Raw genomic sequence first — 23,669 nt, forward strand, 5'->3', positions numbered from 1 at the left:
TACCGGCTTCTCGTCTACCGGCTTCTCGTCCACCGGCTTCTCGTCCTCGGCCGGTTTGTCGTCCTCGGCCGGCTTCTCGTCTACCGGCTTCTCGTCCTCGGCCGGTTTGTCGTCCTCGGTCGGCTTCTCGTCCTTGTCGCCGTCCAGGTCGGAGGTGACCTCCGGGACGACGGCGCGGAGCTGGGCCAGGGTGAGGGCGCCGAGGCGTACGACGTGGGGCGTGTCGCCGGTGATGTCGACGATGGTCGACGGCTGGCCGCCGGTCGCCGTACCGCCGTCCAGGTAGACCGCGACCGAGTCCTGCAGCTGCTCCTCGGCGTCGTACACGTCCAGCGCGGCCGGCTGGCCGCTGAGGTTGGCCGAGCTGACCGCGAGCGGCCCGGTCCGGGACAGCAGCTCACGGGTGTTCTCGTGGTCCGGCACCCGCAGCGCGACGGTGCCCTGGGTCTCGCCCAGGTCCCACATCAGCGACGTCTGCGCGTGGCAGATCACCGTCAGCGGCCCGGGCCAGAACTCCTGGCAGAGCTTGCGTCCCGGCTCGGGGACGTCGGTGGCGAGCGCGTCCAGCGACTCCACCACCGAGATCAGCACCGGCGGTGGCATGTCGCGGCCCCGGCCCTTGGCGTCCAGCAGCCGCTGGACCGCGTCGGCCTTGAAGGCGTCCGCGGCGATCCCGTAGACGGTGTCGGTCGGAAGGACGACCAGGTCGCCGGCCTCGATGGCGTCCACGGCCGCGCGGTAGGCCGGTGCCAGCTCGTCGCCGGTGAAGTCGAAGCGCTCACTCACGCACCGAATCGTGCCACTCACCGGTCCGCGCACTCCACTCGGGCTCCCGCAGCGGTGAGTTGACAAATGATTGTCAGCTTTCCGGCACGTCCACCCCAGACCTCCTTAGGATCCCGGACATGACTGTGTCGCGGGAGTTCCTCACCGGCCTGCCGAAGGCCGAGCTGCATGTCCACCACGTCGGATCTGCGTCGCCGCGGATCGTCGCCGAGCTGGCTGCCCGCCACCCCGAGTCGCCGGTGCCGGCGGACCCGGCCGCACTGGCGAAGTACTTCGAGTTCGACGACTTCGCGAAGTTCATCGAGATCTATCTGACCGTCGTCGACCTGATCAAGACGCCCGACGACGTCCGGCTGCTGACCTACGAGATCGCCCGCGAGATGACCGCGCAGAACCTGCGGTACGCCGAGCTGACGGTGACGCCGTACACCTCGGTGGCCCGCGGGATCGCGGCCGAGGCGTTCTGCGAGGCGATCGAGGACGCGCGGGTCGCGGCCGAGAAGGAGCTCGGCATCACGCTGCGCTGGATCTTCGACATCGCCGGCGAGGCCGGGCTGCCGGCCGCCGACGAGACGCTGCGGATCGCGACCGAGATCCGGCCGGAGGGGCTGGTCGGGTTCGGTCTCGGCGGTCCGGAGATCGGCGTGCCGCGGCCGCAGTTCCAGCCGCACTTCGAGGCCGCCATCGCCGAAGGGCTGCGCAGCGTGCCGCACGCCGGTGAGACCACCGGGCCGGAGACGATCTGGGACGCGGTCCGGGTGCTGAAGGCCGAGCGGATCGGCCACGGCACGTCGACCATGCAGGACCCGGCCCTGGTCGAGTACCTGGCCGAGCACCGGATCCCGCTCGAGGTCAGCCCGACGTCGAACATCGCCACCCGCGCGGTCGCGTCGTACGACGTGCACCCGCTGCGCGCGATGGTCGAGGCCGGCCTGGTCGTCACGATCAACTCCGACGACCCGCCGATGTTCGGCACCGACCTGACCAACGAGTACGCCGTCGCCGCGCAGCTGCTCGACCTCGACGAGGCCGGCGTAGCCGAGCTGGCCAGGACCGCGGTCCGGGAGTCCTTCGCCGAGGACTCGGTCAAGAACGCGCTCCTCACGGAGATCGACGACTACGCCGCCAAGGCGTAGACAACCGTTTGCCGGTGGCCCCGTCCGCGCGCGAGACTGCGCAGTGTGACCGGATCGCTGCGGATCGAGCTGCTCGGGCCGCTCCGCGTCGAGGTGGACGGGCGGGTCGTGGAGGCGGGGCCGCTCCGGCAACAGGCTCTGCTGGCGGTGCTTGCGCTGCGGGCCAACCGGACCTGTACGGCGGAGGAGCTGTTCGACGCAGTCTGGGCGGACCGGCCACCGGCGAGCGGTTTGAAGGTGCTGCCGCCGTACATCTACCGGATCCGCAAAGCGCTCGGAGTGGACGGCCTGCTCGAGCGGACTCGCGACGGCTACCAGTTGCGGCTGCCAGCAGGATCCGTCGACCTCGACGACTTCGAGGAAGCGGCCCAGCAGGCTGAGGCATCCCGTGCCGCCGGTGCTGTCGATGCTGCAGCGACCGCCTACACGCGGGCGCTCGACCTCCATCGCGGTGAGCCGCTCAGCGGTCTGCCGGGCCAGTACCTGGCGGCCCAACGGGTCCGGCTGACCGAGCGCCGCTACAAGGTGCTGAGTGACCGAATCGACCTCGATCTCGAACGCGGTCGTCACACCGCCGTCGTCGCCGAACTGGTGGCCGCAGTGGCCGACCGCCCCCTCGACGAACGGCTCGCCGGCCAGCTGATGCTCGCCCTGTACGCCGGCGGCCGCCAAGCCGAGGCGTTGAACGTCTACGCCCGGACGCGCGACACCTTGATCGACCAGCTCGGAGTCGAGCCAGGCCCGGAGCTACGAGCCACGCACCAACGCGTCCTGCGCAACGAGCAGCAGCCCCAGCAGACGCGCGACGAGCTTCCCTACCAGGACGCCGCCTTCGTGGGCCGGGAAGCGGAGCTGGCGACAGTTGTCGCAGCGCTGACGCCCGCTGTCCGCTCCGCTCCCCCAGTCGTCGCCATCGACGGCATGGGCGGCACCGGCAAGACCGCACTGGCCGTCCGCGCCGCCCGCGAGCTCGTGGACGCATACCCCGACGGGCTGCTCTACCTACAGCTGCACGGGCACACACCCGGCCGACAGCCGCTCCCCATAGCGGCAGCTCTGGACCATCTGCTCGGCAGCCTCGGTGTCCGGCCCGACCGCATCCCCCGCGATCCGGATGAGCAGGCAGCGATGTGGCGGTCGGAGGTTGCCGGTCGCCGGGTGCTCGTCGTACTGGACGACGCGCTGAGCAGCGAGGTCGTGCAGCCGCTGCTGCCGGGCACGCTCAGCTGCGGCGTCATCGTGACGAGCCGGCGCCAGCTGGCCGGAATCGACGCGGGCACTCGGCTGCCCCTCGCCGTACTGGACGAGGTCGACGCCGCAGCGCTCCTCACGGAGATCATCGGCGCCGACCGCGCGCAGGCCGGGCAACAGGCGATACACGAGCTGGTGCAGCGGTGCGGTCACCTGCCACTGGCCATCCGGATCGCGGCCGCGCGGCTGCGGCACCGCCCGGCCTGGACTGTCGAGCACCTCAACCAGCGCCTGGCCGCGCAGGAGCGCCGGCTCAGCGAGCTGGCTGTCGACGGCCGGCGGCTGGAGTCGGCCTTCGCCTTGTCCTACGAGTACCTGAGCGACGAGCAGCAGCGGATGTTCCGCTTCCTCAGCCTGATGCCGGGCCGCGACATCGACCAGTACGGCGCCGCAGCGCTGGCCGATGTCGCTCCAGAAGCCGCAGAGCCAGTCCTCGAAGAGCTGGTCGACGCCAACCTGCTGCTGCAGCCAGCGGCCGGCCGCTTCCAGTTCCACGATCTCCTGCGCGCCTATGCAAGCCAGCTGAGCAAGCAGCACGACGATGACGCGGTACGGCGAGCTGCGACCGGCCGCCTGCTCGAGTACTACCTCAGCACGGGCCACCGCGCCGTCTCCAAGATCACCAAGCTCCGCTACATCGACATCGCCGACCGGCAGCCCGTCCCCGGGCCGGAGCTGGCCTCGTCGCAGCAAGGACTGGCCTGGGGTGACGTGGAGGGCGGCAACGTGCTCGCGGCCGTCCAGCAGGCGACCGACGACGGCTGGGACGAGCAGAGCTGGCTGATCGCCGCCGGCTTCGCGCGGTACTTTCACGAACGCGGCCGGGTCAGCGAGCGCGAGACTCTGCTCGCGCTGGGTCTTCAGGCCGCCCGCCGGCTGGGCGATCCGGTGGCTCAGGCGACCGTGCTGCACGTGCTCGGGATCTTCAGCAAGGTGCAGTCCGGGCCGACGGTGAGCCTGGAGTACCTGCGCGCGGCCGTCGACCTGTTGCCGGACGACGCCGACCCGGTGCTGCGCATCCAGGTTTTGATTGCCTTCGGCAACACCATCGGCATGATCGATCCAGGTGCGGAGTCGACCGCGGCGCTGACGACGGCGCTGGAGCTGGCGCAGTCGATCGGCGACGACCGGATCGCCGGCCACGCCCTGACCGAGCGCGCGATCAAGGAGGCCGCCCGGCACGACTACCGCCAGGCGATGGAGTCGTACCGGCTGGCGATGGCGATCGCACGCGCGCAGGACGACCAGACCCTGCAGCCACACATCCACAACGGGACGGCCGAAGTGCTCAACGCGCTCGGCCGCCATGCCGAGGCTATCGAGACCGTCCGGCAGGGCCAGGCGATCGCCGACCGGGTCGGCATGCGGCACAGCCGGTCGGACGCCCTGATCCAGCTCGGCAACGCCCACCGTGCGCTCGGCCGCCTGGACGAGGCGCTGGACCTGCATGAGCGAGCGTTGAAGGTGGCGCTGGAGGTCGGATCCCGGTTCTCCATCGACGAGTCGCGCATAGAGCTCGGCTACAGCCTGCTGGCGGTTGGCAGGCCGGACGAGAGCCGTGCGATGTTCGATGCGGTTCTGCAGGACGCGCAGGCCGATCATCAGGCGCTCACAGCCGCGCGGGTGCTGGAAGGACTTGCCTCGGTCGCGGAGACCGCCGGCTCGTACGAGCAGGCAGGAGCCTTGCTGGACGAGGCTCTGCGGCGGCTGGGAACACTGACGCCGCTGTACGCGGCCGAGCTGCGGCAACGCCGTACTGCGATCACGCGGCCGGCCTGACTCGGGTTCTTGGGTCTGGCGTGGTTCTCTAGGTGGGGTGCGCAGTGTTCCAGGGGTCGTGACGGTGCTCGGGCTGTTGCTGGGCGGGGTGGCCTGCAGCGACGAGCCAGGGGCAGCAGCACCCGTAGTCAGCAGCCCCACGCCGTCAGCCAGCCCGTCGACGAGCACTCCGCCTCCTCCCCCGCCGGCGCGCGGTGACCTGCCGCGCGGTGGACGCACGATCTTCCCGAAGTACCAGCTCGTCGGGTACGTCGGGATGCCCGGCTCCCCCGCGCTCGGGCCGCTCGACAAGGACCTGGACACGAAGGCTGCCAGGCTGGAGAAGCTGTCGCGCGCGTACGCCGCCGGCCGAACCCCGCTGCCGGTGATGGAGCTGATCACGGTGGTTGCGAAGGCCGCGCCCGGCAAGGACGGGATGTACCGCGGCCGGCTGCCCGACGAGAAGATCCAGGAGTACCTGACCGTCGCCCGCAAGCACCGGATGCTGTTGCTGCTCGACATCCAGCCCGGCCGGGCCAAGATCCTGCCCGAGGTGAAGCGGCTCGAGCGCTGGCTGAAGGAGCCGGACGTCGGGCTGGCCTTCGACCCGGAGTGGGCGGTCGGGCCGAACCAGGTGCCGGGCCGCGTCTTCGGCCGTACGACGGGCGCCGAACTCGACGGCATCGCGTCGTACCTCTCGGGGCTGGTGCAGACACACAAGCTGCCGGAGAAGGTGTTCGTGTTCCATCAGCTGTCGCCCCGGATCGTGACTGGTGAGCAGGCGCTGAAGAAGCACCCGGGCGTGGTGACGATCAAGTCGGTGGACGGCATCGGCGCCCGCGAGGACAAGCTGGAGACCTGGGGCAAACTCACCCAACGCCTGCCCACCAGCGTGCACGCCGGCTTCAAACTGTTCCGCGTCGAGGACGCCCGCCACGGCCCGGTGATGACACCACCCCAGGTCCTCGCCCTGAAGCCGCGCCCGGAGCTCGTCGTGTACGAATAGCGCATGCGGATAGCCTTCGCCAACATCGCCGCCGGCCGGCTGGTCGACGAGAACAACCGGTACGTCGACGCCGACCAGACCCCGGTGTTCGGGGCGGCGCTGGCCGACCTGCAGCCTGACATGCTGCTGGTGACGGAGCTCGACTGCGACAGCGACCAGCTCGAGCGACTCGCCGCGGCGGCCATGCCCGACCGGGAAGTGCACCCACTGCGTGAAGGCTTCTCCGACTCGCACATTCCGGGCGTGGACCGGATCGGCGTCGGGATCGCGTCCTCGCACCCGATCACTGATCTCGGGCGGATCGACCTGCCGGACCCGCCGTTCGAGATGCTGCACTGGCGGACCGGCGAGCCACTCGGCTGGCATGCGAAGGGGTTTGTGGTCGCCCGGCTCGACCTGGGCGAGCAAGGCACCGTCGACATCGCCGCCGGCCAGGTCTGCCCGGTCCACATGGCTCGCAGCGCCGACGGGGTCGAGTACACCTACCGCGAGGAGCCGGCCCGGAGCTACGGCAAGGAGATGGCCGCGCACCTGGCCCGGGAGCTAGAGGCGCGCGGCGTACGGCGCTTGGTCGTCGCCGGTGACCTCAACATGCAGAACCCGCGCGACTTCTTCGCCGAGCAGCTCGGCCTGGTCGACGGCTTCGACGATCCGCTGCCGGCGACCACACCCGACGGGCGGTCGATCGACCGGATCTTCACGTCACCCAGCCTGGCCGTCGGCGACGTCGAGGTCGTGCGGTTGGCGGGCGCCGATCACTTCCCGGTTGGGTGCCGGGTCAGCGCACGACCGTCGCAGGAGCGGGCGATCGGGATGATTCGGGAGCAGGATCTGGCCAGGCCTAGATCCGGCGGCCCGTTGCGAAGCGGGGGCGGGCGGCGAGGTCCAGTTGGTCGCGGACCTCGGTGAAGAGGCCGGTCGCGGCGAACACGGTCGGCGCCGACTCGCCCTGGACGTCGGCGTGCTCGCAGGCGAACCAGCCGCCGGGCTTCAGCAGCCGGCCGGCGGTCGCCGCGACGACCTTGATCTCGTCGAGGCCGTCGTCACCGGACCACAACGCCAGCGCCGGGTCGTGGTCGCGGACCTCGGCGGTCACCGATTCCCACGCAGTCAAAGGGATGTACGGCGGGTTGGAGATGACCGCGTCCACCTGGCCGTCGTACTCGGGCAGGCAGCCGTCGATGTCGCCCTCGTGCAGGACAGCGCCGGTGCCGGCCAGGTTGCGCCGAGCCCAGACACACGCCTCCGGCGACAGCTCGACCGCGTGTACGACGCTGTCCGGCCGCTCGGTCGCCACCGCGCCGGCGATCGCGCCGGATCCCGTGCACAAGTCGACGACCAGGGGTGACTCGACGTTGGCCAGCTTGTCGAGGATCCAGCCGACCATCACCTCGGTCTCCGGCCGCGGCACGAACACCCCGGGCCCGACGGCGAGCTCCCGGTAGCGGAAGGCCGCCGTACCGGTCAGGTGTTGCAGGGGCTCACGGGCGGCTCGGCGGGCGATCAGGTCGTCGTACGCCTGCAACTGAGCGCTGGTCGGCTCGGTGAGGTTGAGCCGGCTGGACCCGGTGACGAACGCGAGGAGCTCGGCGGCGTCGAAGTCGGGTGAAGCGACGCCCGCGTCCCGCAACCGAGCCGCCGCCTCGGCGACCACGCCCTTCACTCCCGCGTCCCCGAGCTCTCTGGGACTCACTGCGAGTCGACAGCCTCGAGGCGGGCGGCCAGGTCGGCGTCGGTCAGGGCCTGGATCACCGGCGCGAGCTCGCCGCCGAGGACCTGGTCCAGGTTGTGCGCCTTGTAGCCGACGCGGTGGTCGGAGAACCGGTTCTCCGGGAAGTTGTAGGTGCGGACCCGCTCGGACCGGTCGACGGTCCGGATCTGCGACCGGCGGGCGTCGGACGCCTCCTGGTCGGCGGCCTCCTGAGCGGCCGCGAGCAGCCGGGCCCGCAGCACGCGCATGGCCTGCTCACGGTTCTGCAGCTGGGACTTCTCGTTCTGCATCGACACCACGATGCCGGTCGGCAGGTGGGTGATCCGGACCGCGGAGTCGGTCGTGTTCACGCTCTGCCCACCCGGGCCGGAGGACCGAAACACGTCGATGCGCAGGTCGTTCTGGTCGATCTCGACGTCGACGTCCTCGGCCTCCGGCAGCACCAGCACTCCGGCCGCGGAGGTGTGGATCCGCCCCTGCGACTCGGTCACCGGCACCCGCTGGACCCGGTGCACGCCGCCCTCGAACTTCAGCTTCGCGTACGGCGCCTCGCCCGGCTCCGGCGTGCCCTTCGCCTTCACCGCCACGGTGATCGACTTGTACCCGCCCAGGTCGGACTCGGCCGAGTCGAGCACCTCGGTCTTCCAGTTCTGCGACTCGGCGTACTTCAGGTACATCTTCAGCAGGTCGCCGGCGAACAGCGCGGACTCGTCGCCGCCCTCACCGGCCTTGATCTCGAGGATCGCGTCCTTGTCGTCACTCGGGTCGCGCGGGACCAGCAGCATCTGCAGCTTGTCCGCCAGCTCCTCGCGGCGGGCCGCCAGCTTGGTGGCCTCCTCGGCGAACGCCGGGTCCTCGGCCGCCAGCTCCCGCGCCGCCTCGATGTCGTCCCCGGTCTGCAGCCACTCGTCGTACGTGCGGACGACCGGCGCGAGCGCGGCGTACCGCTTGCCGACGCGGCGCGCGTTGGCCTGGTCGGAGTGCAGCTCCGGATCGGACATCTGCCGCTCCAGCTCGGCGTACTCCGCCCTCAGCGTCTGAACCGCCTCGAACATCCCGCACTCCTCCCTTCGAAACCAAGTCTGACAACACAAACCGCGCGCCGGTCGGCAAGCCTTTCCAGGCTCGCGGACCGGCGCGCGGTGAGGTCGCTACTTCTTCGCGTACCGCTTCTCGAAGCGGGCAACCCGACCACCGGTGTCGAGGATCTTCTGCTTACCGGTGTAGAAGGGGTGGCACTGCGAGCACACGTCGGCGTGGATCACGCCGTTCTCCGCGGTCGAGCGCGTCTGGAACGTGGCGCCACAGGTGCAGGTCACCGTGGTGTCGACGTACGTCGGGTGGATGTCGCTCTTCAAGGGATCTCCTAGGTTCAGGTGCCCCGGGTCGCCCGCGGGCGCGAGCGTGAACCGGAACCGACACACCAGTTTGCCACCCAAGGGCAGCAAACTGGTAATCGAGTGCTTCTAGTTACCGTCGTCGGTGCTGCGGGCTCCGCCTGCGGACGGTGTCGTCTTGTTCACCTGGAGCAAGAACTCGATGTTCGACTTGCTCTCCTTGAGCTTGCCGATCAGCAGCTCCAGGGCGGCCTGGCCGTCGAGCGCCGACAGCACCCGGCGGAGCTTCCAGACGACCTGGGTCTCGTCCTTGCTCATCAGCAGTTCCTCGCGGCGGGTGCCGGAGGCGACCACGTCGATGGCCGGGAAGATCCGCCGGTCGGCGAACTCGCGGCGCAGCCGCAGCTCCATGTTGCCGGTGCCCTTGAACTCCTCGAAGATGACCTCGTCCATCTTGGAGCCGGTCTCGATCAGCGCGGTGGCCAGGATGGTCAGCGAGCCGCCGTCCTCGATGTTGCGGGCCGCGCCGAAGAACCGCTTCGGCGGGTACAGCGCCGAGGAGTCGACACCACCGGACAGGATCCGGCCGCTGGCCGGCGCCGCGATGTTGTACGCACGGCCGAGCCGGGTGATCGAGTCCAGCAGCACGACGACGTCGTGGCCGAGCTCGACCAGGCGCTTGGCCCGCTCGATCGCCAGTTCCGCGACCGTGGTGTGGTCGTCGGCCGGCCGGTCGAAGGTCGAGGCGATGACCTCGCCCTTCACGGTGCGCTGCATGTCGGTGACCTCTTCGGGCCGCTCGTCCACCAGCACGACCATCAGGTGCACTTCGGGGTTGTTCGTGGTGATCGCGTTCGCCAGCGCCTGCAGCACCATCGTCTTGCCGGCCTTCGGCGGCGAGACGATCAGGCCGCGCTGGCCCTTGCCGATCGGGCTGACGATGTCGACGATCCGGGTGGTGAGCACGCCCGGCTCGGTCTCCAGGCGGAGCCGCTCGGTCGCGTACAGCGGGGTCAGCTTGTTGAAGTCCTGCCGCTGCTTGGCGATCTCCGGGTCCGATCCGTTCACGGTGTCGATCCGGACCAGCGGGTTGAACTTCTCCTTGCGCTCACCCTCCTGCGGCTGCTTCACCGCGCCGGTGATCGCGTCACCCTTGCGCAGGCCGTACCGCTTCACCATCGACAGGGCGACGTACACGTCGTTCGGGCCCGGCAGGTAGCCGCTGGTCCGGACGAAGGCGTAGTTGTCGAGCACGTCGAGGATGCCGGCCGCCGGGACGAGGATGTCGTCCTCGCTGATCGTCGGCTCCGGGTCGAACCGCTCGCCGCGGCCGCGGTTGCGGCCACCGTCACGACCGCTGTCGCGACCGCCGGTCTGGTTGCCGTCGCGGTTGCGGTCCCGGTCGCGGCCCCGGCGGCGCCGGCGACGGCCCTCGCCTTCCTCGCCGCGGTCGGTCTGGTCCTGCCGGTTCCGCTGGTCACCCCGGTTGTCGCCGCGGTTGTCGCCGCGGTTGTCGCCACGGCTCTGGTCGCCGCGGTTGCCGTCCCGGTTCTGCTCGCCACCGCGGTTGTCTCGGTTGCGGTCGCGGTTCTGCTCGCCGCGCTCGCCGCGGTCACCCCGGTTGTCCCGGTTGCCCTCGCGGTTCTGCTCACCCCGGTCACCGCGGCTGTCCCGGTTGTCCCGGTTGTCACGGTTGTCACGGCTGCGGTTCCGGTTGTCGCGGTCACCGCGGTCGTCCCGGTCCTCACCGCGGTCGTCGCCGCGGTTGTCCGCACGGCTCTCCGCGCGGTCCTCCGCACGGCTCTCCGCAGGCTGCTCGGTCTTCGGCTCGGCGACGGCGGTGCCGTTCTGAGTGGCGACCGCGGCCGCCGGCGCCTCGGCGGTGACCGCCGGCGCACTGGCGGCCGGCGCAGCGGCGGCGTCCTTCTCGGCCGCGCCGTTCTGCGCGGTGTCCTTGGCCGCGGCGCGGGTCCGGCGGCTACCGCCCTCCCGCTTGGCCGGGGCCTTGGCCGCGGGCGCCTCGTCGGCAGCCTCGTCCAAGGTCGGCTGGCTCGCCTTCGGGCGCGATCCGCCCGTCGAGCCACCCGCCTGGGCGGCCTTGATCGCCTCGATCAGCTGGCCCTTGCGCAGCGCGCCGGTGCCCTTGATGCCGAGCGTCCCGGCGAGCTGCTTGAGCTCGGGGAGCAGCATGCCCTCGAGGCCGCCTCCGGCCTTCCGGCGACGCGTCGCGGTGGTGGCCGCAGCATCGGTTCCCGGGGCCGACGTGGCGCCGGCTCCGCTGGAGGCTTCAACAGTTTCTGTCACGTGAGGTCCTTCCCACACGGATCGTCGATGACGTGGAAGCCAATCGACCGTTTCATCACCCACGACCGATGAAGCGGTCAGGTGGGTACAAGAGGCTCTCGTTCGATCTGAGTCCCCCCGGACAGCCCCGGCGCAGGCGGCGCAAGTTCAATCCACAGGAGGGTCGCCACACAACACAGGGTGCCGGGAGCACAGCCCGGATCGTGACGAGAGTTCACCGATCACCTGGAGGGGATCGGGTGAGTCGAGACTAGCACCACTACGGGTCTTTCTGCTGACTCGAGGGGTACAACGCGTGTCAGTCCCGGCTCATTCCCGCACCGCTCAGCGGACTACCCCGCCTCCATCGACCAGACCTGTACGCCGACTGGATCGATCCCCAGGTCGTACCGCGTCCAGCCGTCCGGCGCCGGCGGCGCACCCCGGAAGAAGCTCTGACCTGCGGGTTTGCCCGCTGCAGAGGTACCGTCAGGGCGGCCCAGCACGACGACGGTCGGCCCGGCGCCGCTCACGATCGCCGGCAGCCCGCTCCCCCGCAGCTTGTGCACCAGCGCCAGGCTCTCCGGCATGGCGGGCTCGCGGTACTCCTGGTGCAGCCGGTCCTCGGTCGCCGTCAGCAGCAACTCCGGCCGCCCGGTCACCGCTGCGACGAGCAATGCAGCCTTCCCCGCATTGGCCGCCGCATCACTGTGGGAAACGCCGCTCGGCAGCAGTCCGCGCGCCTCCTTGGTCAGCACACGGTTGTCGGGTACATAGGCCACCGCCGCCAAACCGTCGACGGTGTCGAGCCGGACCGCGCGGCCGGTTTCCCCTTCAGTCCAAGCGATTGTGAACCCGCCGAGCGCGGCGGCCGCCACGTTGTCCGGGTGCCCTTCGATCTCGTTCGCCAGTACGACGAGACGCTCCCGGTCCAGCGGTTCACCGGCCAGTCCGTACGCCGCTGCGAGGCCGCCGACGATCGCCGCCGACGACGAACCGAGCCCGCGGCCGTGCGGAATCCGGTTCTCGCAACGCAACGTGAACCCGGGCACCGAAGCGTCCAGCGCGTCGAGGCCGCGACGGATCGCCTGGACCACGAGGTGTGACTCGTCCAGCGGCACCTCGCCTTCGCCGGACCCGGTCACCTCGACCGTGACGCCGGATCCACCCGGGGTGACGATCAGGTCGTCGTACAGGGTCAGCGCCAGGCCGAACGCGTCGAAACCGGGGCCGAGATTCGCACTCGTCGCCGGGACCCGGACCCGGACCTGGTCGCAGGGCCGGCGGTCGCTTGCGCTCTCCATTGCCGGCCCGTCAGATCAGGCCGGCGACGCGGGCGACGGCGTCGGTGTCGGCCGGGGTGACCGGCGACTCCTTCACCTTCGAGTGGTCGAGCGCGGTGTCGATGTCCTTCAGGCCGTGACCTGTGACGGTGATCACCACGGTCGAGCCGCCGTCCAGCCAGCCCTGCGCCTTCGCGTGCAGCAAACCGGCCACGCCGGCCGCCGACGCGGGCTCGACGAACACGCCTTCGCGGGCGGCGAGCTCACGCTGCGCGGTCAGGATCTGCTCGTCGGTGACCATCTCGATCCGGCCGCCGGACTCGTCCCGGGCGGCCTCGGCCAGCGTCCAGGAGGCCGGGTTGCCGACCCGGATCGCGGTCGCCGCGGTGTCCGGCTTCTCGACGATCGCCTTCCGCACGATCGGGGCCGCGCCCTCGGCCTGGAACCCCCACATCCGTGGGGTCTTCGAGGCGAGCTTGTCCTTCGCGTACTCCTGATAGCCCTTCCAGTAGGCCGCGATGTTGCCCGCGTTGCCGACCGGGAGCAGGTGCAGGTCAGGAGCGTCGCCGAGCAGGTCGCAGACCTCGAAGGCGGCTGTCTTCTGGCCCTCCAGCCGGACCGGGTTCACCGAGTTCACCAGCGCGACCGGGTAGTTCTTGCCGAGCTCACGGACGATCCGCAGGCAGTCGTCGAACCCGCCGTCGATGGAGACCAGCTGGGCGCCGTGCACGATGGCCTGGGCCAGCTTGCCCTTCGCGATCCGGCCGGCCGGGATCAGCACCAGCGGGATCAGCCCGGCGCGGACGGCGTACGCGGCCGCCGATGCGGAGGTGTTGCCGGTCGACGCGCAGACGACGGCCTTGTCACCGGCCTGGGCGGCCAGCGAGATCGCGACCGTCATGCCGCGGTCCTTGAACGAGCCGGTCGGGTTGTTGCCCTCGACCTTGAGCCAGACCTCGCAGTTGGTCTGCTCGCTGAGCCACTGCGCGGCCACCAGCGGCGTCCCGCCCTCGCCGAGCGTGACCACGGGAGTGTCCGCCGACACCGGCAGCCGGTCCCTGTACTCCTCGATCACGCCTTGCCACTGGTGTGCCATTCGCTACTCGCCTTCTACCCGCATCACACTGCTGACTTCCCGAACGATGTCCATGTCACGCAGGGTCTCCACGGTCGCGGACAACGCGGCGTCGGTCGCGGTGTGGGTGACCACCACCAGCTGCGCGTCACTGCCCCGGCCTTCTTGCCGGACGGTCTGGATGGACACGTCGTGCTCGGCGAAGGCGTGGGCCACTGCCGACAGCACACCGGCCTTGTCGGCCACGTCCAGCGACACGTGGTAGCGGGTCACCGCATCGCCCATCGGCCGCACGGCTCGCTGGGTGTACGACGACTCGCCGACCCCCGGCACTCCCTTGAGCCGGTTGCGCGCGGCGGACACGAGATCCCCGAGGACAGCACTGGCCGTCGGGGCGCCGCCGGCACCACGACCATAGAACATCAGCTGGCCGGCCGCTTTGGATTCCACGAACACGGCGTTGTACGCGTCGCGAACACTCGCCAACGGATGCGTGGCCGGGATCATCGCCGGGTACACCCGGGCGCTGACCGAGTCGGTCGCCTCGTCGAGCTCGCAGATCGCCAGCGACTTCACCACGCAGCCCATCTCGCGGGCCGAGGCGATGTCGGTGGCCGACACCTCGGTGATGCCCTCGCGGTGCACGTCGGCGATGGAAACCCTGGTGTGGAAGGCCAAACTGGCCAGCAGCGCCGCCTTCGCGGCGGCGTCGAAGCCCTCGATGTCCGCGGTCGGGTCGGCCTCGGCGTACCCGAGCGCCTGGGCCTCCTCCAGCGCCTCGTCGAAGCCGGCGCCGGTGCTGTCCATCTTGTCGAGGATGTAGTTCGTGGTGCCGTTGACGATGCCCATCACCCGGGTCACGTCGTCACCGGCCAGCGACTCGCGCAGCGGCCGCAGGATCGGGATCGCACCGGCCACAGCGGCCTCGAAGTACAGGTCGCGCTGGTACTTCTCCGCGGCGGCGAACAGCGTCGGGCCGTCCTCGGCGAGCAGCGCCTTGTTCGCCGTGACTACCGACGCGCCGTGCTCGAGCGCGGACAGGATCAGGCTGCGGGCCGGCTCCAGGCCGCCGATCACCTCGATCACCAGGTCCAGGTCGCCGCGCGACACCAGCGCCTGCGCGTCGGTCGTGATCAGCGACGGGTCGACCGCGATGTCCCGCGCGCGACCGGGCCGCCGGACCGCGATCCCTGCGATCTCCAGCCGGCCGCCGACGCGGGCGGCGAGATGGTCAGCCTGCTCGGTCAGGATCCGCACCACCTCGGTGCCGACCACGCCACAACCGAGCAGGCCTACCTTGAGAGGTTTGTCGTTCACTCCGCCGCTCCCATGTCGAGCAGTAGCAGGTCGTCTTCGGTCTCGCGCCGTACGACGACTCGCGTGTGACCGTCCTTGACCGCGATCACCGGTGGCCGCGGCACGTGGTTGTAGTTGCTCGCCATCGACCGGCAGTAGGCGCCGGTCCCTGGTACGGCGATGAGGTCGCCGGGGCGCACGTCGGACGGGACGAACTCGTCCTTCACCACGATGTCACCGGCTTCGCAGTGCTTGCCGACCACCCGGGCCAGCGTGGGCTCGGTGTCGGAGTAGCGGTTCGCCAGCGTGCAGGAGTAGTCGGCGTCGTACAGCGCGGCGCGGATGTTGTCGCTCATCCCGCCGTCGACCGACACGTAGGTGCGGGAGGCGCCGGCGTCGAGCTCGACCTCCTTGACCGTGCCGACCGTGTACACGGTGCAGACGGCCGGGCCGACGATCGCGCGACCGGGCTCGATCGACACCTTCGGCACGTCGACCTGGAAGGCGCGGCACTCGTGCTCGACGATCTTGCCCATCTCGGTGGCGAGCTGCGCGGGGTCGGACGGGTCGTCCTGCGTGGTGTAGGCGATGCCGAAGCCACCACCCAGGTCGAGCTCCGGCATGTCCACGCCGAGCTCCTCGGAAACCCTTGCGTGCAAGGCGATCACGCGCTTCGCGGCCACCTCGAACCCGGACGAGTCGAAGATCTGCGACCCGATGTGCGAGTGCAGGCCGAGCAGCTCCAGCTCGGCCGCTTCGTTGACTCGGGCAACGGCTTCGTAGGCCGCGCCGGAGGTGATCGAGAAGCCGAACTTCTGGTCCTCGTGCGCGGTCGCGATGTACTCGTGGGTGTGCGCCTCGACGCCGGCGGTGACCCGGATCATCACCGGCGCGGTGGTGTCGCGCTCCCGGGCGAGCTCGATCAGCCGGTCGATCTCGTACAGCGAGTCGACGATGATCCGGCCGATGCCCGCGTCCAGCGCCCGGCCCAGCTCGGACTCGGACTTGTTGTTGCCGTGGAACCCCAGCCGCTTGGGGTCTGCACCGGCGCGAAGGGCGACGGCGAGCTCTCCCCCGCTGCAGACGTCGAGGTTGAGGCCCTCCTCCATCACCCAGCGGACGACCGTCGTACACAGGAACGCCTTGCCGGCGTAGTAGACGTCGAAGTCCTTGAAGGCGTGCTTGAACGCGCGGGCGCGGGCGCGGAAGTCGTCCTCGTCCAGCACGTACGCCGGGCTGCCGTGCTCGGCGACCAGATCACGGACGTCGACTCCGCCGACGACCAGTGAGCCCTCGGCGGTCTTCTTCGCCGTGGACGACCACAGCTGCGGGACCAGGTCGTTGACGTCGCGGGGCGCGCGCAGCCAGGACGGGCCGCGGTGGCCGATGTCCGCGTGCAGCGCGCCCGCCTCGTGCGCCCTCACATCCGCTCCGGTGCGGAGACGCCGAGCAGGTCCAGCCCGTTGGCGAGCACGGTCCTGGTCGCGGAGACCAGGGTCAGGCGAGCCTTGTGCACCGGCTCCACCTCCTCGTCACCGCGCGGCAGCACGCGGCAACTGTCGTAGAACTTGTGGAACGCCGACGCGGTGTCCTCCAGGTAGCGCGCGATCCGGTGCGGCTCGCGCAGCTCGCCGGCGGTGGCAACGACGCGCGGGAACTCGGCCAGCGCGCGGAGCAGGTCACCCTCGCGCTCGTGGCTGAGCAGCCCCGGGTCGAACTCGTCCAGCTTGATGCCGAGCTCGTCGGCGTTCCGCAGGATCGAGGCCAGCCGGGCGTGCGCGTACTGGACGTAGTAGACCGGGTTCTCGCTGACCTGCCTGGTCATCTCCTCGATGTCCAGGGTCAGCGGGGAGTCCACCGGGTAGCGGCAGAGCGTGTAGCGGAGCGGGTCGACGCCGCCCTCCTCGACCAGCTCGGCCAGCGTGACGATGGTGCCGGCCCGCTTGGACAGCCGCATCTCCTCGCCGCCCTTGAGGATCTTCACCAGCTGGCCGATCAGGATCTCGATGTTGTGCTCCGGGTCGTCACCGGCACACGCCGCGATCGCCTTCAGCCGGTTCACGTACCCGTGGTGGTCGGCGCCGAGCAGGTAGATGCAGACGTCGAAACCGCGCTCGCGCTTGTTCACGTAGTACGCCGCGTCCGAGGCGAAGTACGTCGGCTCGCCGTTCGACCGGATCAGCACCCGGTCCTTGTCGTCGGTGAAGTCCGTCGTCCGCATCCACAGCGCGTCGTCGGCGTCGTACAGGTGACCCTGCTCGCGCAGCTTCTCGATCGCGTGGCCGACGCCGTCCTGCTCGTGCAGGCTGCGCTCGGAGAACCAGACGTCGAAGTTGGTCCGGAAGTGCTCGAGCTGGGACTGCTGCTCCTTCAGCTGGCGCTCGTACCCCGCCTCGCGGAAGGCGACCGACTGCTCGGCCTCCGGGAGCTCGGTGATGCCGGGGACCTCGGCGACGATCTGCTTGGCCAGGTCGAGGATGTACTCGCCGTGGTAGCCGTCCTCGGGGATCGGCTGACCGTTCGCGGCCGCCTGCAGGCTGGCGCCGAACTTGTCCATCTGGGCGCCGCGGTCGTTGATGTAGAACTCACGCTTGACGTTGGCGCCGGCCGCGGCGAGCACCCGGGCCAGCGCGTCACCGACGGCGGCCCAGCGGGTGTGGCCGAGGTGCAGCGGGCCGGTCGGGTTGGCGGAGATGAATTCCAGGTTCACCGTCTGGCCGTGCAAGGTGTCGGTGTGGCCGTAGCTCTGGCCGGCGTCGACGATCGCCTGCGCGACCTTGCCCTGGGCATCGGCCGCGACACGGAGGTTGATGAAGCCCGGACCGGCGATCTCGACCGCGGTGATCGCGTCGTCGTCCCGCAGCTTGGCGGCCAGCAGCTCGGCGAACTGGCGCGGGTTCAGCCCAGCGCGCTTGCCCAGCTGCATCGCGACGTTGGTGGCGTAGTCCCCGTGCTCGGGGTTCTTGGGTCGCTCGACCTTCAGCTCGCGCGGCAGCCCGCCCTCGACGGTGATGGCGCCGTCGTCGGCGAGCGCGGCCAGGGCCTGCAGGATCTTCTCAGCGAGCTGTTCCGGAGTCACCGCATCAGCCTAATGGGCCTGCCGCCAAACCCTTGACTCACCATCCACAGCCCGGTACGCCGTCAGCCCCGGGCGCTGATCGAGATCTGCGCCCTGGGGGTCAGGGCGGCGTCCCAGGGCGCCGGTTTGCCGTCCACGGTGACTGTGAGTGAGCCACAGGTGTCGCCCAGGCACTTGGCGTCGTACCGGACTCCCCAGAGGGTGAAGAACTGCGCGAGCGTCGGGCGCTCGGTGGTGGTCTTGGCCTCGACGTACACGAGGCCGTCGGTGGTGTGCGTGTGTACGGCGGCCTGCTCGGCGCGGACCCGGTCGACACCGATCCCGGCCGGGATCTGCACCCGGGCCCCGTCGACGGTGACCGACAAGGTGACGGTGTACGGCGACGGGCCGGAGAAGTCGAGCGGGAGACGCTCGAACCCGGCCTTGTCGATGTACGAGACCGCGTCGCGGGGCGCGTCCCACGGCGGCGGCCCGGTCCGGAGCTCGGCCGGACCAGGCGGCGCAGGACCGACCTGGCAGCCGCCGGCCACACTGCTGACGAGGAGCAGAGCGGCTGCCGTCGCACCCGCCCGGCGCCACCTGCCTGCTCTCATGAGGAGCAGGTTGTCATGTGGCGCTGGGGCAGGTCGTCGCCGGGGGTCAGCGCTCCGAAGGCATCAGGATCCAGAGCACCAGGTAGATGAGGACCTGCGGGCCGGGCAGCAGGCAGCTGACGACGAAGATCAGCCGCATCGTGTTCGCCGAGATACCGAACCGGCGAGCCAGTCCGGCACAGACACCGCCGATCATGCGACCGTGGGACGGGCGGACCAAAGTGCTAGCCATGGGAACCGAATTCCTTTCACTGATGGGCTTACAACCACTATGACGCCGACCTGACCGGACACGATCCCGCCGCACCGCGCTTCCAGGGTCCCGTCAGGGTCACCCCGGCCTCCACCTCCGGTACCCACCCGACGCACCGGCACCCGATTCGGGACTTTCCGGAATCTCCTGATACTGTTCTGACCGTTCCTGAGCCCCCGTAGCTCAGGGGATAGAGCACCGCCCTCCGGAGGCGGGTGCGCAGGTTCGAATCCTGCCGGGGGCGCGGACGATCTGGGCGATCTGTGCCCGCGGAGAGCGCGGGCGTGGATCGCCCGCCGTGTTTTGTGGGGGCGCGGCCCCCACGCCCCGCCCGGAAGGGCTTCGCCCCCCGGACCCCCCTTGGCGGTGGTCGCGTTGGGCGGTCGGCGCCGGTTTTTGGGCTGGGTTGCGCATCAGCGGCTTGCTCCTGCCCGCTACCTCGTCTGTGGTCAGTCGTCTGGGAGGGCGATTAGGGACAGGATGATTCTGGCTTTGTCGGGGGCTTCTTTTAGGTGGGGTTGTAGGAGGGCGTTGATGGCTTCGCGGAGGGTGGCCAGCTCGGTGGGGTCGGCGTAGATGGCTAGTTGGGAGTAGCCGAGTTGGTTGAGGCGGGGGTAGAGGTCGCCTCGGTCCAGTAGGCGGTCGAAGTCGGCGGCCAGGCGGGTGAGCAGGAGGAGGAAGGCCTGGCGGTGTTGGTCGGGGGTCATGGCGCGTGCTTCGCGCTCTTCGATTCGGCCGGCCTTGGTTTGGTCCAGGGTGAGGGTGCGTTCTGTGGTTCCTCTGATCTTGCGTTCTCGGACGACGGTCAGGTAGCCGGCGTCGATCAGGGCCGCGACGTGGCGGTAGAGGGTGGTGGTGGGGACGTCGGGGAGGTCGCGTTTGAGGTCTGTGGTGGTGACTTCGCGGCCCAGGGCTCGCTGGGCTATGCGCCAGCGGATGGGGTGGAGCAGGGCGTCGATCACGGGGGTGGGTGACTCGGGCATGAACTCTCCCCATTGGTCTCAAGTTTGGTAATAATAGCGTGACTGGAAGCATTCCCCTTCGCCCCGAGGAGAGTTGCCATGTCGGTTTCTCGTCGTACGTTGCTTCGCGCTGCCGCGGAGGCTGTGCCGCTCAGTGCTGTGTCCACGTTGCCTGCTGTAGCCCGGGATTCGGACTCGGTCGAGCGGCTGGTGGAGAAGATCGAGGCGGGGATGGCGAAGTATGCGATTCCCGGGGTCGGCCTTGGGCTGTGGTGGCGAGGGCGGGAGTACGTCCGGGGGTTCGGGGTGACCAGCGTCGACGTGCCCACTCGCGTCTCTGGGGACACGGTGTTTCGGGTTGGGTCCACGACCAAGACGTTCACGGGTACGGCGGTGATGCGGCTGGTCGAGCGTGGACGGATTGGGTTGGATCGGCCGGTGCGGGCTTATCTGCCTGGGTTCATGGCCGGCGATGCGGGGGCCGCGGCTCGCGTGACGGTGCGGCAGTTGCTGAATCACTCGGCGGGGTGGCAGGGGGACTACTTCGAAGACACGGGGCAGGGGGATGACGCGCTGGCGCAGTACGTGGCGGGGATGGCCAAGGTGCCGCAGCTGACGCCGCCTGGCAGGGTGTTCTCGTACAACAACGCGGCGATCGGAGTTGCCGGCCGGATCGTCGAGGTAGTGACCGGAAAGCCTTATGAAGCTGCGATTCGCGAGCTTGTGATCGATCCGCTGGGCCTGGAGCACAGCCGGTTCTTCCGGAGCGAGCTCGATGGGTTCAGCGTCGCGGCTTCGCACAACGTGGTCGATGGCAAGGCGGTGGTCGAGCCGTCGTTCGATGCGATGCTGCGGAGTCTGCACGCTGCGGGTGGGTTGATCTCCAGTGCGCGCGACCAGTTGCGGTACGCGCGGTACCACCTTGGCCACCGTGGATTCCCGCGCCTGCTCAGTGATCGCGGTCGCCTCGCGATGCAGTCGAACCCTGGGCCGGGTGGGACGCTCTTCGTCGAACTGGATGGCGCTGGGGTCAGCTGGATGTTGCGCCCGACTGCGGAAGGGCCGACGGTGGTCCAGCATGGCGGCGACTGGTCAGGTCAGCACTCGGGGTTCCTGATGGTTCCGCGGCGGGACTTCGCGATCACGCTGCTGACCAACTCGGAGGGCGGTCCGGCGTTGGTGGCTGAGTTGTTCGCGGACGACTGGGCGTTGCGGGAGTTCGCCGGCGTGAGCAACCTGCGAGCGGTGCCGCGTGAGCTGCCGCCCGAACGGCTGGCGGCGTATGAAGGGCTCTACGTCTCCGGGCAGATCGGGTTCGACGGGCAGCCAAGTGAGTTCGGACTGGAGTTGACCGCTGATGACGGCGAGCTGGTCGCACGGTTGGACGGCGAGGTGGCGCTGCGTCTCGCGTTCTACCGGAAGGGATATGTGCTGGCGCTCGATCCGGCCGGGCAGCCCACGCATGTTCGGGCGAACTTCGTGTTCGGGCCGGACGGGCAGGCGCAGTGGCTGCGGTACGGCGGTCGGCTGTTCCGCCGGCAGCCCGCTGGTCGACGTACCGCTGGATTGAAGGCTGCCAAGCTTTCCCGGCTGCTCTGATACGCCGTGCGGCGTAGTCGAGAGGTCGTCTGCTGCGCCGGAGGAGGTAGTGGAAGTCGGGCCTGTGCGCGGACGCCATGGCGGCTCGGAATCAGAAGACTCTCGTCATGACGATTCCCAGTGTTGTTCTGGCCTTGATTGCTTCGCTACTAGGTCCGCCGGCACCTGGCACGGTGAAGGTGGACGCCGGCTGGCTGCGGGGGACGGTTGCTGCGGACCACGTGAGCTACACGGGTGTGCCGTACGCCGCTCCCCCGGTCGGTGAGCAGCGATGGCGTCCACCTGCCCGGCTGAAACCGTGGTCGGGGGTGCGCGACGCGACAGCGCCGAGCACCCCGTGTGCGCAGCAACTGGGGGCAGTTGGGTCGGAGGACTGCCTCTACCTCGACGTCCGGGTGCCGCGTGGTGTGCGGCCGGGTGAGCGGCTGCCGGTGCTGGTGTGGTTGCCAGGTGGCGGCTTTGTGACCGGAGCCGCCAAGGAGTACGACGGCACCGAGCTGGCCACGTCCGGCCGGCTGATGGTTGTCACGGTCAACTATCGCCTCGGCGCACTCGGCTACCTCTCGACCCCCGCGCTCGGCGAAGGGAACTACGGCCTGATGGACCAGGCCGCTGCACTGCGCTGGGTACGGCGTAACGCCGCCAGCTTCGGTGGAGACCCCGAGAACGTCACGCTGGCCGGTCAGTCCGCGGGAGCGCGCTCGGTGTGCGCCCTGCTCGCCTCACCGCTCGCCCGCGGCCTGTTCGACCGGGCAACTGTCCAGAGTGGCGCGTGCGAGAACAGAGTGCCCACGTTGGCCGAGGCGCGAGCCTTCGGCGCCCGCGCGACCGGTGAGCTCGGCTGCACCACAGCACCCGACGTTGCAGCCTGCCTGCGCGAGCGCCCGGTAGGCAAGGTGCTCGAAGCGCTCTCGAGCATTCCACTGACGCCGCACGGCCGCAGCGGCGACCGCCCTTGGGGCCCGTCAGCTGGTACGGCGGTGCTGCCAAAGCAACCGGGAGACGCGTTGGGCGACGGGACGGCTGCCCGGGTACCGCTCCTGATCGGTGGGACCGCTCACGAGATGCGCGGGTTCCTCTCGCGGCAGTCGTCGCTGACCGCAGCGCAGTACGAGGCGATGCTGGTCGAGACGTTCGGCGAGCAGGCGGACGCCGTACTCGCGAAGTACCCGGTGATCACGAGTCCGGCGCTGGCGTTGGCGACTGTGCTGAGTGACTGGGGTGGCTTCATCGGTGCGTGTCCCGTGCTGCGGACCGCTCAGGCGGCCGCCAAGCATCAGCCCGTCTACGCCTACGAGTTCGCAGAGGACAGTGGCCGGGTGCTGCCGGACGGCTACCCACTCGGTGCCTTCCACAGCTCGGACCTGCCGTACCTGTGGAGCGTCGACATGCCCCAGAACCCGTCCCCACCACTCACTCCGGACCAGGAACGACTGTCCACCACGATGATCGGCTACTGGTCCGCGTTCGCCCACACCGGCAATCCCAACGGCGCCGGCCGTCCCAAGTGGCCCGCCTTCAACCACTCCGGCACGGTCCTGGGGCTGTCCACGGCCGGCGTCGCGCCCACGCCGTACGCGACCAACCACCAGTGCGGCTTCTGGCAGGGTCTACCGCGCTGACTGTGTGGTGAAGCGCGCTGCCGGGCGGCCGGTCAGGTGGTGCGACGGGAGGGTGCGGCCGCACAGCACGAGGAGGAGGTCTTGGGCCTGGCCGGACAAGACCTCCCCGGTGCCGTGCGTCCAGTCGAGGTCGGTGGCGCGAAGCTGGATGCCGGTGAGGTCGACACCGAAGTACTTGAGCTGACGGGGTTTCGTGGCGTCGAGGATCCGGCGCATCCGGTCCTCGGGCACGTGCCGGTCGATGCCCAGCGCAACGGTGATGTCGAGACCGTGGATGACGTCGTGCGAGAGCGCGCCCTCGTACCCGCCACCCGGCGGCTTCCACGGGTGGTTCACGTTCTGCCGCAGGCACTCCGTGAGCTCGTGCGCCGAGAGCTCGGCGGCGTCCTGCCGCGCCTGCCGGTCCGAGAGCTTGTTGAAGTTCCCGCCGGCCCGGACCATGCCCAGCAGGAATCGAGGCATGGACATCCGGAAGGGCATGGTGATGTGAGCGACGACCTCACGCACTCGCCACCCCTCGCACAGGCTCGGCTTGTCCCAGTCCTCCTGCTGCAGCCCGTCCAGCATGGCGACAAGGTCGGACCGCTCCCCCGCGACCGCCGTTCTGATGTTTGTCATACCCCACCGACGAACGGCCTG

At 69.8% G+C, this 23,669-nt stretch carries 20 protein-coding genes and 1 tRNA gene; 7 read left to right on the forward strand and 14 right to left on the reverse strand.

From position 1 onward, the window contains the following. Positions 1-786 (reverse strand): L-threonylcarbamoyladenylate synthase (locus tag ACWCOV_RS26600; RefSeq protein WP_449832027.1); only part of this gene is annotated, 786 nt, incomplete at its 3' end. Between the two features lie 119 nt (positions 787-905). On the opposite strand from ACWCOV_RS26600, the gene ACWCOV_RS26605 reads away from it, so the two are divergent. From ACWCOV_RS26605 to ACWCOV_RS26620, 4 genes are read left to right on the forward strand one after another with little or no spacing between them, the layout of a single operon-like run. After that, a complete protein-coding gene (locus tag ACWCOV_RS26605) occupies positions 906-1,922 on the forward strand; it encodes an adenosine deaminase (protein WP_449832028.1) in 1,017 nt (338 codons plus the stop codon). 45 nt (positions 1,923-1,967) lie between these two features. Beyond that, a complete protein-coding gene (locus ACWCOV_RS26610; RefSeq protein ID WP_449832029.1) occupies positions 1,968-4,952 on the forward strand; it encodes a BTAD domain-containing putative transcriptional regulator in 2,985 nt (994 codons plus the stop codon). A gap of 37 nt (positions 4,953-4,989) precedes the next feature. Continuing rightward, positions 4,990-5,937, forward strand: a complete 948-nt coding sequence (locus ACWCOV_RS26615; protein WP_449832030.1) for a hypothetical protein — start codon at positions 4,990-4,992, stop codon at positions 5,935-5,937. A gap of 3 nt (positions 5,938-5,940) precedes the next feature. Then, positions 5,941-6,846: an endonuclease/exonuclease/phosphatase family protein gene (locus ACWCOV_RS26620; RefSeq protein ID WP_449832031.1), complete on the forward strand. Its 906-nt coding sequence runs from the start codon at positions 5,941-5,943 to the stop codon at positions 6,844-6,846. On the opposite strand, the gene prmC is transcribed toward ACWCOV_RS26620, so the two are convergent. The 11 genes from prmC to ACWCOV_RS26675 form a co-directional block, all read right to left on the reverse strand. Continuing rightward, the gene (gene prmC / locus ACWCOV_RS26625) at positions 6,779-7,630 is read right to left on the reverse strand and encodes a peptide chain release factor N(5)-glutamine methyltransferase (protein WP_449832032.1); all 852 of its coding nucleotides are present in this window, start codon (positions 7,628-7,630) and stop codon (positions 6,779-6,781) included. The two genes, ACWCOV_RS26620 and prmC, sit on opposite strands and share 68 nt — an antisense overlap. Continuing rightward, positions 7,627-8,703 (reverse strand): peptide chain release factor 1, encoded by a 1,077-nt coding sequence (gene prfA / locus ACWCOV_RS26630; RefSeq protein WP_449832033.1) that lies wholly within the window; start codon positions 8,701-8,703, stop codon positions 7,627-7,629. Before prfA ends, prmC begins: the two co-directional genes overlap by 4 nt. A 96-nt stretch (positions 8,704-8,799) precedes the next feature. After that, positions 8,800-9,006 carry a 50S ribosomal protein L31 gene (gene rpmE / locus ACWCOV_RS26635; protein WP_145813862.1) on the reverse strand — a complete coding sequence of 69 codons (207 nt, stop codon included), beginning with the start codon at positions 9,004-9,006 and terminating at the stop codon, positions 8,800-8,802. A gap of 108 nt (positions 9,007-9,114) precedes the next feature. Beyond that, positions 9,115-11,289, reverse strand: coding sequence for a transcription termination factor Rho (gene rho, locus ACWCOV_RS26640; RefSeq protein ID WP_449832034.1), 2,175 nt, complete (start codon positions 11,287-11,289; stop codon positions 9,115-9,117). Positions 11,290-11,621: 332 nt separating this feature from the next. Next, entirely contained in the window at positions 11,622-12,572 is a 951-nt protein-coding gene (gene thrB, locus ACWCOV_RS26645) for a homoserine kinase (RefSeq protein ID WP_449832035.1), read from the reverse strand. A 10-nt stretch (positions 12,573-12,582) separates the two neighbouring features. After that, positions 12,583-13,647, reverse strand: a complete 1,065-nt coding sequence (thrC, locus tag ACWCOV_RS26650) for a threonine synthase (protein WP_449832036.1) — start codon at positions 13,645-13,647, stop codon at positions 12,583-12,585. 3 nt (positions 13,648-13,650) lie between these two features. Beyond that, a complete protein-coding gene (locus ACWCOV_RS26655) occupies positions 13,651-14,943 on the reverse strand; it encodes a homoserine dehydrogenase (RefSeq protein ID WP_449832037.1) in 1,293 nt (430 codons plus the stop codon). Next, on the reverse strand, positions 14,940-16,346 hold the full coding sequence (gene lysA, locus ACWCOV_RS26660) for a diaminopimelate decarboxylase (protein ID WP_449832038.1): 1,407 nt from the start codon (positions 16,344-16,346) through the stop codon (positions 14,940-14,942). The genes ACWCOV_RS26655 and lysA overlap by 4 nt, the downstream gene beginning before the upstream one ends. Then, entirely contained in the window at positions 16,343-18,001 is a 1,659-nt protein-coding gene (gene argS / locus ACWCOV_RS26665) for an arginine--tRNA ligase (RefSeq protein ID WP_449832039.1), read from the reverse strand. The genes lysA and argS overlap by 4 nt, the downstream gene beginning before the upstream one ends. Before the next feature lie 62 nt (positions 18,002-18,063). Next, entirely contained in the window at positions 18,064-18,594 is a 531-nt protein-coding gene (locus ACWCOV_RS26670; protein ID WP_449832040.1) for a hypothetical protein, read from the reverse strand. Positions 18,595-18,640: 46 nt separating this feature from the next. After that, positions 18,641-18,826, reverse strand: coding sequence for a PspC domain-containing protein (locus ACWCOV_RS26675; protein ID WP_449832041.1), 186 nt, complete (start codon positions 18,824-18,826; stop codon positions 18,641-18,643). A gap of 193 nt (positions 18,827-19,019) precedes the next feature. Between ACWCOV_RS26675 and ACWCOV_RS26680 the strand changes: the two genes are divergently transcribed. Continuing rightward, a tRNA-Arg gene (locus ACWCOV_RS26680) sits at positions 19,020-19,091 on the forward strand. Positions 19,092-19,296: 205 nt separating this feature from the next. Here ACWCOV_RS26680 and ACWCOV_RS26685 read toward each other — a convergent pair. Then, complete coding sequence (locus ACWCOV_RS26685) at positions 19,297-19,830, reverse strand: hypothetical protein (RefSeq protein ID WP_449832042.1); 534 nt, start codon at positions 19,828-19,830, stop codon at positions 19,297-19,299. A 78-nt stretch (positions 19,831-19,908) separates the two neighbouring features. Here ACWCOV_RS26685 and ACWCOV_RS26690 point away from each other — a divergent pair, with 78 nt between their 5' ends. Both ACWCOV_RS26690 and ACWCOV_RS26695 read left to right on the forward strand, forming a co-directional pair. Then, positions 19,909-21,408 carry a serine hydrolase domain-containing protein gene (locus ACWCOV_RS26690; protein ID WP_449832043.1) on the forward strand — a complete coding sequence of 500 codons (1,500 nt, stop codon included), beginning with the start codon at positions 19,909-19,911 and terminating at the stop codon, positions 21,406-21,408. Between the two features lie 107 nt (positions 21,409-21,515). Further along, positions 21,516-23,030, forward strand: coding sequence for a carboxylesterase/lipase family protein (locus ACWCOV_RS26695; RefSeq protein WP_449832044.1), 1,515 nt, complete (start codon positions 21,516-21,518; stop codon positions 23,028-23,030). On the opposite strand, the gene ACWCOV_RS26700 is transcribed toward ACWCOV_RS26695, so the two are convergent. Then, entirely contained in the window at positions 23,019-23,648 is a 630-nt protein-coding gene (locus ACWCOV_RS26700) for a maleylpyruvate isomerase family mycothiol-dependent enzyme (protein WP_449832045.1), read from the reverse strand. The genes ACWCOV_RS26695 and ACWCOV_RS26700 overlap by 12 nt on opposite strands. Positions 23,649-23,669 lie beyond the last annotated feature (21 nt).

Source organism: Kribbella sp. NPDC002412 (assembly GCF_053592935.1).